This window comes from Saccharothrix stipae (assembly GCF_054781895.1).
The window spans coordinates 500,041-512,574 of record NZ_BAAGTN010000009.1 but is presented as its reverse complement, the minus strand read 5'-3'; the positions used below and the strand labels follow the sequence as shown (position 1 = coordinate 512,574).

Below are 12,534 nucleotides of genomic sequence, written 5' to 3'. Positions count from 1 at the left end.
CACTCACACCACGCGGCTGGCCGTGCTGCGGCGCACACCGCCGGCGGCCAGGAACTCGGCGACCGGCAGGGTGGCCGCGCCGAGCGCGACCGACTCCGGGCCCAGTTCGCACAGGGTGATCGACGCCTGCTCGAACGGTCGGTGCAGGGCGTGGCGGGAGGCTTGGGTACGCACGTCGTCCAGGATCCGCGCACCCAGCAGCAGCCCGGCCCAGCCGCCGACGATCACCTGTGACGGGTTGAACAGGTTGATCAGGTTCGCGATGCCGAGCCCCGCGTAGCGGGCGGTCTCGGCGAGGACGTCCCGCGCCGCCCGCGAACCGTCCGCGACCAGGGCCGCCAGCGCCGCCTCCTGCTCGGCGGGCACGTTCGCGTGCACCGCGCGGTACCGGTCGACCACGGCGGACGCGCCGATGTAGGCCTCCAGGCACCCGTGCGCGCCGCACCGGCACGGCCGGCCGTCCAGCGCGACCGTCGTGTGCCCCCACTCCCCCGCGCCGCCCGACGACCCGCGGTACAGCACGCCGCCCGCGATCACGCTCGCGCCGACACCCGACCCGATCAGCGCGACCACCACGTCACCCGTGCCGCGGCCCGCGCCGAACCACACCTCGGCCTGCCCCAACGTGTTCGCGCCGTTGTCGAGGAACAACGGCAGGTCGGTGCCGGTCCGGAGCAGCTGCTCCAACGCGACGCCGTGCCAGCCGACGGTCTGCGCGTACACCAGGCCGTGCTCGACCTGGCCGGGCACGCCGATGCCGACGCCGAGCACGTCGCCGACCCCGCTCTCGGCCAGGCACCGGTCGAGTCCTTCGAGGACCCGCCGGGCCACGTCGTCGATCGAGTGGACGTCGGGCTCCATCGGGAACGTCGCCTCCGCCAGCCGCCGCAACGTCAGGTCGAACACCTCGACCAGCACGTGCGTCTCGCCGACGTCGACGCCCACCACCGCCGCGTGCGCCGGGTTGACCCGCAGCAGCACGCGTGGCCGCCCGCCGTCCGAGTCGACCTGCCCGGCCTCGACCACCACGCCGTCGGAGATGAGCTCGGCGACCACGTTGCTGACCGACGCCTGGCTCAGGCCGGTGACGCCGGCCAGTTCCTGCCGGCTGCGCGGCTGGTCGAAGTACAGCGCGCGCAACACCCGCGCCCGGTTACCGGCACGCAGGTCGCGCACGGTCAGCTTGCGGTGCACGGCGACCCCCAACGGGCGAGTAGGACCACGGCCGCCACACGGGCGCGTCGAAGTCCCGACGTTAGTCGGTTGCGAACCGCTTGGTGTCCCATTTGCCGTGCGCCTCCAGCAGTTTGCGCCCGATGCGCTCGTGATCGGCGACGTCGCGGTCGCTCAGCGAGCGACGCATCGAGGAACACCTGGTCGCGGCTGGTCCGAGGTGGACGGTCCCGGGGCTTCGGCGTTCATCGACGACAAGTTCGGCGACTGGACGTCGCGGGGACCGCGCGAGGGCGCGTTCTCCCTGCCCGTGCCGTCGGACCTCGAACCGCACCTGGTCTTCGCGGGCAGGCGGTGGCGCGCCGGGTCAGCCCGCCGCCGCCCACGAGTGGATCATCCGGTAGGCGATGGACGCGCCCGGCGCGAGCAGCAGGTCGGGCACGCTGCCCGGCTCGGCGAGCGCCTGCCGCACGTCGGCCCGATCGACCCACCTGGCCTGCGCGATCTCGCCGTCGGCGAGCCGCAGGGGTTCGGTCGGGTCGGCCACCGCCTCGAACCCCACCATCAACGACCGGGGGAACGGCCACGGCTGGCTGCCGAGGTAGCGGATCGCGCCGACCTGCACGCCGACCTCTTCCTCGATCTCCCGCGCGACGCACGCCTCCAGCGACTCGCCCGCCTCGACGAACCCGGCCAGCACCGAGTACCGCCCCTCGGGCCACCCCTCGCCGCGGGCCAGGAGCACCCGGTCCGCGCCGTCGTGCACCAGGCAGATCACGGCCGCGTCGGTGCGCGGGTACTCCTCGCGCCCGCACTGCTCGCAGACCCGCGCCCAGCCGGACTTGATCGGCCCGGTCCGCCCGCCGCACACCGCGCAGAACTTCGCCGACCGGTGCCAGTGGAACAACGCGACCGCGGAGGTGAACAGGCCCGCACCGGTGTCGTCCAGCAACGCGCCGCACGCCCGCAGGTCGAGCCACTGCGGCTCGTCGGTCAGCTCCGGCCGGAACCACGCCCGGCCGGTGGGCGCGTGGACGTCCGTCTCGTCCTCGGCCAGTGGAACCGCCCAGTACGCCACGCCGTCCTGCTCGCCCAGCAGCACGGCGGTGTCCGGCGGACCGTCGCCGAACTCGGTGGCGGGGCGGTCGACCAGGCGCGATGCCCGGTCGGCCACCAACGTGCGGCCGTGCGCGTCCACGGTGAGCACGCGCGCCTTCGGCCACAACTGCGCGATCCGCTCCGCGTCACCGCGCAACGGCTCGCGCCGGTCCACCGTGAACCGCGACAGGGCGGGCAGTTCCCCCAGCTCGAAGCTCACGGCAGGGCCACACCGCCCAGCGCCCGCAGTCGCGGCGCCAGCTGGTCCGCGTCGCCCACCAGCACGCCGGTGAACGCGGTGGGCGCGAAGAACTCCAGCGCCACCTCGGCGACCTGCTCGACGGTGACCGCCGCCAACCGGCCGGGGTGCCCGGTGAACCACTCGACGTCCAGGCCGAGACCGGCGAGGTTCATCAGAAACGACGCCAGGCCGCCCTGCGACGACGTCGCGGTCAGCAGCGACCCGATCGCGTACCGGCGCGCGGTGTCCACCTCGGACTCCGTCGGTGGGACGAGGCCGAGCTTGCCCAGCTCGTACCGGGTCTCCAACAGCGCCGCCGCGGTCGCCTCGCTGGCCGTGTCGGCGTCCACGAGCAGCGTCGCGCCGCCCGGCGTGAACTCCGGGTGCGAGCGCGCGCTGTAGGTGTAGCCCTTGTCCTCGCGGATGTTCTCCACCAGCCGGGACGAGAAGAACCCGCCGAACACCAGGTTCGCCAGCTGCAACGCGGCGTACCGCTCGTCGGTGCGCGCCAGCCCGCGGCCGGCGAGCCGGATCTGGGACTGCACGGCGCCGGGGCGGTGCACCAGCAGCACGTCGCCGCCGCGCACCGGCGGCACCGGCCGCAGCGCCACCGCGGTGGCCTCACCGGTCCAGCCGCCCAGCGCGCCCTCGACCGCGCGCACCGCCGCGTCCGGCTCCACGTCGCCCACGACGACCACCACCGACCCGCGCGGCAGCACGGCCGACGAGTGCAGCGCGAGCACGTCGTCCCGCGTCACCGCCGCGACCTCGTCCGCCTCGGGCATCTCCTTGGCGAACGGGTGGTCGCCGTACAGGTGGCGCTGCAACGCCTCCCGCGCGATCACGTTCGGCTGCGACCGCGCCAACCGGATCCGCTCCACCAGCCGCGCGCGCTCCCGCTCGACCTCGTCGGCCGGGTAGGTCGCGCCGGTCAGGGCGTCCCGCAGCACGTCCAGCACGGTGGCGAAACCGGACACCAGCGCGTTGCCGGACAGCGCCAGCCGCTCCGGGTCGACCGCCGCGTCCAGCTCGCCGCCGACCAGCGCCAGCTCGGTGTCCACGTCCACCCGGCTGCGGGTGGCGGTGCCGGTGAGGATGGTGTTCGCCAGCACCTCGGCGCGGGCCGCGTGGGTGGAACCGGCGCTGCTCGACGCCGGGTCGCCGAACGGGATCCGCACCCGCACCTCCACCAGCGGCACCGACGACCGGCGCACCGCGAGCACCCGCAGGCCGTTGGCCAGCGTCGTGTCGACGGTGTCCAGGTCGGCCGCCGCCCGCTGCTCGCCCAGCTCCGGGAACGGGCGAGGCCCGAGCGCCGTACGGCCGATCTCGTCGGCGCTGCGGTGCTTGGTCGGGGCGCTCACTCGGTACCTCCGTCGACGGGCTTGAGGGTCAGGACGGCGCGCGAGTCCGGCCGCAGCGCCTTGGCCGCCGCGGCGACCTCGTCGGTGGTGATGCGGGACAGCTTGTCCGGCAGCTCGTACAGCAGCTCGGCCCGCCCGAACAGCAGCTCGGCCGACCCGAGGCCCAACGTCCGGCTGGTGAGCCGGTCGTGCTCGCGGTGCATGGTCGACACCCAGCGTGCGGTGACCTTCGCGAGCTCCTGCTCGGTCGGCCCTTCCTCGGCCAGCCTCAGCAGCTCCTCGTCCACGGCCGCGAGCACCTGCTCGGAGGTGACCTCCGGCGGGTGGATCGCGGTGACGGTGAACGTGTCGGGGTCGCGCGCCTCCAACGGCCCGAACAGACCGCACCCGGCGCCGACGTCGACCACGATCGCGTCGCGGTGCACCAGCCGCTGCTGGAGCCGCGACCCGTCGCCGTCGGTCAGCACGCCGGCCAGGACCAAGTAGGCGAGGTAGCCCTCCACCTCGGTCACCGGGTCCGGGATGCGGTAGCCCACGGCGATGGCGGGCATCGGCGCGTGCTGGTCGGTGTGCTCGGCCCGCAGCTCGCCCTTCGGCGCCGCCTCGGCGAACGACGGCCGGGGCGGCACCGGACGGGCGGGCACGTCACCGAAGTGCTTCTCGACGAGTGCCTTCGCCCCCTCGAGGTCGAAGTCGCCCGCCACCGTCAGCACGGCGTTGCCCGGCGCGTAGTAGGTGTCGAAGAACGCGGCGCAGTCGTCCACGGTGGCCTTCTCCAGGTCGGTGAAGTCGCCGTAGCCGTTGTGCGCGTTCGGGAAGGTCTGGTACAGGACCGGCGGCAGGAGGATCCACGGGAACCCGCCGTACGGTCGGTTCAGCACGTTGAGTCGGATCTCCTCCTTCACCACGTCGATCTGGTTGCGCAGGTTCTCCTCGGTGATCTTCGGCGCCCGCATGCGGTCCGCTTCGAGGAACAGCGCCCGCTCCAGTGCCGCCGACGGCAGCACCTCGTAGTAGTCGGTGTAATCGGGGTGGGTCGACCCGTTGAACGTGCCGCCCGAGGACTGCACGTGACGGAAGTGGGCCAGCTTCTCCAAGCTCTCGCTGCCCTGGAACATGAGGTGCTCGAAGAGGTGCGCGAACCCCGTCCGCCCCTCGGGCTCGGAGCGGAAGCCCACGTCGTAGTGCACGCTCACCCCGACGACCGGGGCGCTGCGGTCGGGTGCGAGCACCACCCGCAGACCGTTGGGAAGCGTGAACCTGTGCAGTTCGGGTAGCGCCATGGACGCAGCCTACGGGTTCACACCACTGCCGGTCCCGATGGTCGCCCACCACCGGTGCAGACCCGCTACGCCCAGCGCGAACCCACCCGGTACCCACGGCCCGACCAGCGGTGCGACGGTCGATCCGGGGCCGGGCGCACGCCTGCCCGATCCGGACCACCGCTCGTCTCGGCAGGCCGCCCACCCGGTGGAGCCGGCGCGTGTGGACACCGGGTTGGCTTCGGCCCGACCACCGCGGCACACCCGACCCGCCGCCCGCGGGTCCGTGTGCCGAGGTGGCTCCATTGTCGAACTGCTGTTCGACCTAGCGCAAGATCACTATCGGGTGAAACGAGGGGTCAGCCGCGCAGCGACCGCAGGTGCCCCGCCTGTGCCAGCACCCCGTCCAACGCCCCGAGGAACGCCGGGAAGCTCCGCGCGAACCGCCGCAGGTCACCGCCCTGCTCCGCCTCGCCGAACCAGTACAGCCCCGGCCGCGCGCCGGCGAACGCCGCCAGCCACCGCTCCGTCTCCCCCAACACCACGGCGTACGGCAGCGACCGCGAGAACACCATCTCCCGGTCGGACTCCGGGATGTCCGAAGGGCTCGCCGTGTGCAGATACCCGCGCAACCCGCGCACGTGCTCCAACAGGGCACTCCCGCGCTTGGTGCGAGCGGGCATGGAGCGCGCGCCCACCGCCAACGCCACACCGGCGACCACGACCACCAACCCGAACAACGCCGCCGCACCGGCCAACGCCAACACCACCGTCAGCACGATGCCGAGCACACCCACCCCGACCCCGGCCCACCACCACAGGTTGCGCTCGGCGTCCGGCCGGCGCGCGAACCAGTTCTTCGCCACCACGTCGGCGTACAGCGCGTCCCGCACGCGCGACAGGTCGATCCGCCTGCCCCGCAGCTCCGACAACGACACCGCGTCCACGCCGTCGGGCAATAACGCCTCGTACACCGCGTGCTCGTACCCGGACAGCGACGGGTCGGCCGGGTTGCGCCGCACGAACCGCCAGTCGTGCCCGTCGACCTCCTCGATCCACACGTAGTTGCGCACCGCGAGGTCCACGATCGTCGCGGTCACGTCGACCACGTCCACGTGCTCGTCCACCACGGTCCCGACCTGGCCGGGCAGCACGCCGTCCGGCGAGGCGAACGCCACCCGCCCGGCACCGTCGGTGACCAGCACGTCCACCGGCCCGACCTCGGCGGCCAAGGCCCGCGCGTCACGACCGCGCAGGTACCACAGCAGCAACCCGCCGCACAGCAGCAACACGACCAGCCCACCGAGGCCGGCGCCGGTCAGCGGGGTCAGCGCGAACGCCGCCGCCAGCCCCGACGTCTCCTCGACCAGCGCGTTGGCGGGCGCCGCGCCCTCCTGCAACCCCACCACCACGTCGACCCGCTCACCGGCGGCCAGGCCGATCTCGGTCGCCCGCACGCCCCGGCCGTCGCCCAGGTCCGCGCTGGTGCACGGCTTCGACGTGCCCGGCTCGCCGGCCAGGCAGCTCACCGACCGCGGCGCGTCCGGCGTGATCACGGAGACCTTCACCGAGTCCAGCGCGGTGTCCCAGCCGCTCGCGGGCTGCCAGCGCAGCTCCAGCGTGTCGCCGATCTTGGCGACCGCGCCGACCACGGAGTACTTGACGGTGGACGTGCCCGCCCGGAGTGCGATCGTCAGCTCGTCGTCCGATGCTGTAGCCGTGCCCTCGCCCGCCACGGCCGCGTCGTCGACCCGGAAGACCCGCTCGCGGTCCGCGCCGACGGGAACGCGCAGCGGGACCACCCGCGTCGCCGCCCGGCCCTCGGGGACGGTGACCACCTCGGTCACGGTCAGCCTGCCGTCGCGCTCCAGTTTGAGCCGCACGTCGGCGCCGACCGTCCCGGGCAGCCCGGCCGTGCCGCTCGGCTGCGCCGACGCCGTGCCGGTGCCCGCGCACAGCGCGACCGCGCAGATGGCCGCCGCTCCCCAGTTTTTCAACACGGCCGCGGAGAATAGCGGAGTTCCCCTAAGCTCTTGTGCTGATTCGGGTATCCGCGATATGGGGGACGACCAGCGATGACGCAACCACCGCCGCCTGGTGGCTGGCCGCCGCCACGACCGGTCGGACCGCCGCCGATGCCCTCACCGCTGACCCCGCCGCAACAGCCCCAGCAGCCCTACCAGTGGCCGGCGCAGCAGCCGCCACCCGCCCAGGCCCCGCCGACCGGTCCGCAGCCCACGCAGCCGTGGCCCGGGCACGCCCCCATGACACCGCCGCCGATGGCACCGCCGCCCATGGGACCACCCTCGATGGCACCGCCCCCCGTGGCACCGCCGCCGATGGCCGCGCCGCAGCCGCCGCCCGTGAACTGGGGGCCGCCGCCCGGCCCGCCGCCGGGGTGGGGTCCGCCGCCGATGCAGTACCCGCCGCCACCGCGGCCGAAGAGCAAGGGCCCGCTGGTCGCCGTGCTGATCGTCGGGTTGCTCGTGCTCGGTGTGACCACGATCGGGATCCTGGCCGCGAACAACGGCTCCGAGGCGGCGAGCGACTCGGGCAACGGGTACTCCAGCTACACGTACACGCCCGAGCCCACCACCACGACCACCACCACGACGACCACGACGGCGAGCAGCGAGCGGTCCACGTCGACCAGCACGTCGAAGGCCGGCCCGAAGGCCGTGGTCACGCTGGGCGACAACCCGATCCACGGCGCGGGCCTGGGCGCGTTCAACATCGACGGCTGCGCCCTGCCCGCGATGGACTACTCGCCCGCCGGCCAGGACCGGTTCCTCCGGGCCGCGCTGCCGTGCATCGAGGCGATGTGGAAGCCGTCGTTCGAACGCGCGAACCTGCCCTACCAGCCGGTCGAGCTGGTCCTGGTGACCTCCCAGATCACCAACACGTGCGGCTCCATGGGACCCGACCGCACCGCCATGTACTGCGACGGCACGATCTACTGGACGCCGAACCACTACGCCAACGAGCAGGGCTCGGCCAACCCGAACCACCCGGGCAAGTACCTGGGGCAGCTCGCGCACGAGTACGGCCACCACGTCCAGTGGCTGTCGGGCATCCTGCGGGCGTCCAGCCAGGCTCAGTACGAGAAGGGCGGCTGGGACACCCCGGAGGGCCTGGACCTGAACCGGCGCAAGGAGCTGCAGGCCACCTGCTTCGGCGGGATGACGCTGGCGCCGTTGTCGCACGGCGCGGTGCCCAACGACGTGATCTCGGTGGCCCTGACCGACGCGGGCAACCGCGGCGACTACCCGATCTACCCCAACCGCGACCACGGCGCCCCGGAGCGGAACGCCGCGTGGGTCGACCACGGCTTCAAGAACAACGAGACGAGCGCGTGCAACACTTGGGTGGCGAGCGCGGCGGACGTCAGCTGACCCGACTGGAGGACCGTGCACACGCCCGAGGAGCCCACGAACAACCCGATCGTCCTCATCGGCGTGTTCTCGTTGATCGTGTTGTGCGTGTTGGGCCTCGGCGGCATCACGCAGCTCGAAACGTCCCAGCGGATCAACGGCCGCGCGGTGGCCGCGCCCGGCGTGACGGTCGCCCAGAGCACCGAGACCGAACCGCCCCGGCCGCGTGCGGTGCACCGGCTGGCCGACCACCCGTTGCTGACCGCACCCGCCCGACTGCCCGCCGTGGCGTGCACGTTGCCGGGGTTCGGGGTGTCCGACACGGAGCTGTCGGCGTACTACAAGGCCGGGGTCGTGTGCCTGGACCAGGCGTGGAAGCCCTTGCTGGAGCAGGCGAACCTGCCGTTCGACCCGCCCGCGCTGGACACCGCGCCCGACCTGACCGACGGGCCGTGCGGCACGGCGCCCGCCGAGAGTGAGGCGGTCGCGTACTACTGCGGTCGCAACAGGACCATCTACATGCCCACGCGCCGGCTGCGCGACAACGGTGGCGGCCATCGCGCGGGGTCGCACCTGGCGACGTTGGCGCACGAGTACGGGCACCACGTGCAGGCCTTGACCGGGATGCTCCGCGCCGCGGACAGCAAGATCGTCGACGCGGGCGAGGAAACGCCCGCGGGGCTGGAGATGTCGCGGCGGATCGAGCTGCAGGCCAACTGCTTCGCCGGGATGTTCCTGGTGGCGGCATCCGGCTCGATCGGGAGCGGGTTGGCGCAGGAGGCGGCGGAGGACTTCCGGTACGCCGTGGCCGAGCCGCCGGAGAAGAACGCCCACGGCACCCCGGAGAACCAGTCCGACTGGGCTTCGCTGGGGTTCACCGAGGGCGTGACCTCGTCGTGCAACACCTACGCGGCGTCGCCGACGGAAGTGGGCTGAGAGCGCCTGGTCAGCAGGTAGGCGTAGAGGCCGCCGGCGAGGCCGCTCAGGCACATCAGCAACGTGGTGAGGCGGGCGTGGAACGGCATGCCGACGGGCGTGCTGGCGGCGGCCTGGACGGTGAACTCGCCGCTGGTGTCGGCCGGCAGGACGACCTCCACCACCTCGTTCTCCTGGTGGCCGCAGCCGTCGAGCTTCGCGGTGTGCTTCCGGTCACCGACCGTCAGTTCGACCCGGTCGTAGGCGTCCGGGTCGCCGCAGGAGGCCGGGGCGACGACGGTCGCGGCGACCGGTCGGACCTCGGCGGACGTGCTCGGCCACCACAAGGCGACCGCTGCCGCGACGGCCGCCAGGCCCACGACCAGCAGCACCAGCGCCCACCTGACCGGGCTTCGCGGAACCGCCACAGCGTGGATGGTCGCAGACTGGGTGGTCGGTTGTCGTGCGGGCGGACGGGTCTTCCGCGCACCCAAACATCACTCGTTCGTGATCTTGCCCACCCTCGAACTCCTGTTCGACACTTGTCCCATGAACCTCACCGCTCCCACCGCCGGACCCTCTCGACCGCCCGCACGTCGCCGGATGCCGCACCGCGCGCCGCGGCGGGATCTCCGACCTTGGGATTCCCGACCACGGGCCCGGCCGCCAGGCCGAAGGCCCGCCCGCGCCGTCCTCCCCTCGGTCGGCCGGTCTCCCCCGTCCGCGCCCACGTCGTGGGAGACCGGCCCCGCACGTCGCGCGGCGTGCGCGGGTTCGACCGGGCACCGCTGAGGGGTGCCGGTGGCTGAGGGTCGTTCGTTCGGATCCGTCGCGGCCTCACGGCCGTGGCGCGGGTCGCGACGCAGAATGTGGAGGTGTCGACTGCTGCCAGGGTGCTGGTGATCGAGGACGCGGAGGCGATCGGCGCCGCGGTGAGCTCCGCCTTGCGGGACGCGGGTTACCAGGTGCAGGTCCGGCCGGACGGCCGTGAGCTGGAAGGCGACCTGGTCCGGTTCCGGCCGGACCTGGTGGTGCTCGACGTGATGCTGCCCGGTCGGGACGGCTTCACGTTGCTGGAGGTCATCCGGCGGGCGTCCGGGGCCGGGGTGGTGATGTTGACCGCTCGGGACGGGGTGTCCGATCGGCTGCGCGGGCTCGACCGGGGTGCGGACGACTACGTGGTGAAGCCGTTCGTGCTCGCGGAGCTGGTCGCGCGGGTGAGCGCGGTGTTGCGGCGGCTGGGGCGGACGCCGTCGACCGTGCAGATCGGCGACCTGCTGGTGGACGCCGACTCGGCGGTGGTACTGCGGGGCGACGCGCCGATCGAGTTGACCGCCACCGAACTGCGCCTGCTGCGGTACCTGGCCGCCCAGCGGGGACGGGTGGTGGGCAAGACGCAGATCCTCACCGCCGTGTGGGGCTACGAGGACTACGACCCGAACCTGGTGGAGGTGCACGTCAGCGCCCTGCGCCGGAAGTTGGAGGAACACGGCCCACGACTGCTGCACACCGTGCGCGGGCTCGGTTACGTGCTCAGGGCGGACGAGACGTGAGCCTGCGGACCGTTTCGCTGCGCCGGCGGGTCACGTTGTCCGCGATCGGCGTGCTGGCCGTCGTGCTGCTCGGGGTCGTGCTGTTGGTGGACGCGTTGTTCGCGGCGCAGTCCAAGCGGGACGTCGACACCGCGCTGCTCGAGAAGTCGCGGGTGGCGCAGCAGCTGGTCAAGCAGCGGGTGCGCGGGGCGGACCTGGTGGACCGGCTGGAAGGCCGGGGCGTGGAGGTCCGGCTGGTCATGCCGGACGGGACGGTGTTCGGGAACGCGCCGGACGAGGAGGTGGCGAACGAGGTCAGTCGGCAGTTGAACGACGGGTCGAGGATCACGGTGTACGCCGAGTCGTCGGTGATCACGGCCGCGCAGGCCCGGTTGCGGCGGTTGTTGCTGGTGGTCGGGTTCGGCGCGTTGGCGGTGACGGCGGCGGCGATGGTGTGGGTGGTCCGGCGGGCGTTGGCGCCGTTGGACGCGATGACCACGCTGGCGCGTTCGATCGCGCGGGGTGGCCGGGGGCACCGGCTCAACCCGTCGCGGGCGGACAACGAGCTCGGGCGGGCGGCGGCCGCGTTCGACGACATGCTGGATTCGTTGGAGGGATCGGAGGAGCGGACGAAGCGGTTCGTGGCCGATGCGGCGCACGAGCTGAGGACACCCGTCGCGGGCGTGCAGGCGGTCGCGGAGGCCCTGATGCAGACCGGCAGCGCCGAGGAGCGGGAGCGGTTGAACCTGCTGCTGGTGCGCGAGTCGCGGCGCGCCGGGCGGCTGGTGGACGACCTGCTCGCGCTGGCGCGCATCGAGGCCGGTCTCGAACTGCACCGGGAGCGGGTGGACCTGCTCGCGTTGGCCGAGGCCGAGGTGGGGCGGACGCAATTGCTCGCGCCCGACTTCGACATCGCCGCCGAGGGCGAGTCGGCGTTCGTCTCCGGCGACCCGCAGCGGTTGGCGCAGGTGTTGGCCAACCTGGCCGACAACGCCCGCCAGGCCACCGGCCCGTCGGGCCGGGTGCGGCTGCGCGTGTCGAGGGCGGGCAGCTTCGCGCTGCTGGTCGTGTCCGACAACGGGCCGGGCGTGCCGGCGGCGGACCGGGAACGCATCTTCGACCGGCTGGTGCGGCTGGACGAAGCCCGGGACCAGCGCTCGGGAGGTTCAGGCCTCGGCCTGCCGATCGCCCGCGGCGTGGTGCGGGCACACGGCGGCGAACTGTCCTGCATCGACCCGGACGAGTCACAACGCGCCCACAGCCCACACCACCCCGCCACACACCACCCCGTCCCCCAAGACCCGATCCCGCCCGAACCGGTCCCAGGCGCCACCAACCCGAGCGCCAAGAACACGAGCGGGCCCCCGAGCACGCCGACCGGGAGCACGCCGACCGCGAGCCCGCCGGTCGACACCCCGGCGACGCGGGAGTCGCCCGGTGACACGGCGAGCACGCACCCGGCCGCGTCGCCAGGTTCGCCGGGTGTGGGTGCCGCGCGGCACGGCGCGGTGGCCGAAGTGTCCGGGGCCGCGTTCGAGGTGCGGATTCCGTTGGCCGACTGAGGCCGGCCGAGACCGA

General features: G+C 73.3%; 10 protein-coding genes. 4 read left to right on the top strand and 6 right to left on the bottom strand.

Annotated features, from left to right (window positions below; translation table 11 throughout):
• Window positions 1-3: 3 nt before the first annotated feature.
• The 5 genes from ACYVLT_RS25565 to ACYVLT_RS25545 all read right to left on the bottom strand — a co-directional run bounded on the left by ACYVLT_RS25565 (window position 4) and on the right by ACYVLT_RS25545 (window position 7,138).
• Window positions 4-1,194, bottom strand: a complete 1,191-nt coding sequence (locus ACYVLT_RS25565; RefSeq protein WP_461122733.1) for an ROK family transcriptional regulator — start codon at window positions 1,192-1,194, stop codon at window positions 4-6.
• 346 nt (window positions 1,195-1,540) lie between these two features.
• Complete coding sequence (gene nudC / locus ACYVLT_RS25560) at window positions 1,541-2,491, bottom strand: NAD(+) diphosphatase (RefSeq protein ID WP_461122732.1); 951 nt, start codon at window positions 2,489-2,491, stop codon at window positions 1,541-1,543.
• Window positions 2,488-3,876 (bottom strand): M16 family metallopeptidase, encoded by a 1,389-nt coding sequence (locus tag ACYVLT_RS25555; protein WP_461122731.1) that lies wholly within the window; start codon window positions 3,874-3,876, stop codon window positions 2,488-2,490. The genes nudC and ACYVLT_RS25555 overlap by 4 nt, the downstream gene beginning before the upstream one ends.
• Window positions 3,873-5,159: a M16 family metallopeptidase gene (locus tag ACYVLT_RS25550; protein WP_461122730.1), complete on the bottom strand. Its 1,287-nt coding sequence runs from the start codon at window positions 5,157-5,159 to the stop codon at window positions 3,873-3,875. The genes ACYVLT_RS25555 and ACYVLT_RS25550 overlap by 4 nt, the downstream gene beginning before the upstream one ends.
• Window positions 5,160-5,497: 338 nt before the next feature.
• Window positions 5,498-7,138, bottom strand: coding sequence for a DUF2207 domain-containing protein (locus tag ACYVLT_RS25545; protein WP_461122729.1), 1,641 nt, complete (start codon window positions 7,136-7,138; stop codon window positions 5,498-5,500).
• 309 nt (window positions 7,139-7,447) lie between these two features.
• On the opposite strand from ACYVLT_RS25545, the gene ACYVLT_RS25540 reads away from it, so the two are divergent.
• Window positions 7,448-8,530 (top strand): neutral zinc metallopeptidase, encoded by a 1,083-nt coding sequence (locus tag ACYVLT_RS25540; protein ID WP_461122728.1) that lies wholly within the window; start codon window positions 7,448-7,450, stop codon window positions 8,528-8,530.
• 15 nt (window positions 8,531-8,545) lie between these two features.
• On the top strand, window positions 8,546-9,445 hold the full coding sequence (locus ACYVLT_RS25535; protein WP_461122727.1) for a neutral zinc metallopeptidase: 900 nt from the start codon (window positions 8,546-8,548) through the stop codon (window positions 9,443-9,445).
• On the opposite strand, the gene ACYVLT_RS25530 is transcribed toward ACYVLT_RS25535, so the two are convergent.
• A complete protein-coding gene (locus tag ACYVLT_RS25530; protein ID WP_461122726.1) occupies window positions 9,415-9,852 on the bottom strand; it encodes a hypothetical protein in 438 nt (145 codons plus the stop codon). The two genes, ACYVLT_RS25535 and ACYVLT_RS25530, sit on opposite strands and share 31 nt — an antisense overlap.
• A gap of 447 nt (window positions 9,853-10,299) precedes the next feature.
• Here ACYVLT_RS25530 and ACYVLT_RS25525 point away from each other — a divergent pair, with 447 nt between their 5' ends.
• Both ACYVLT_RS25525 and ACYVLT_RS25520 read left to right on the top strand, forming a co-directional pair.
• Window positions 10,300-10,977, top strand: coding sequence for a response regulator transcription factor (locus tag ACYVLT_RS25525; protein ID WP_360458899.1), 678 nt, complete (start codon window positions 10,300-10,302; stop codon window positions 10,975-10,977).
• The gene (locus ACYVLT_RS25520) at window positions 10,974-12,518 is read left to right on the top strand and encodes a sensor histidine kinase (RefSeq protein ID WP_461122725.1); all 1,545 of its coding nucleotides are present in this window, start codon (window positions 10,974-10,976) and stop codon (window positions 12,516-12,518) included. Before ACYVLT_RS25525 ends, ACYVLT_RS25520 begins: the two co-directional genes overlap by 4 nt.
• Window positions 12,519-12,534 lie beyond the last annotated feature (16 nt).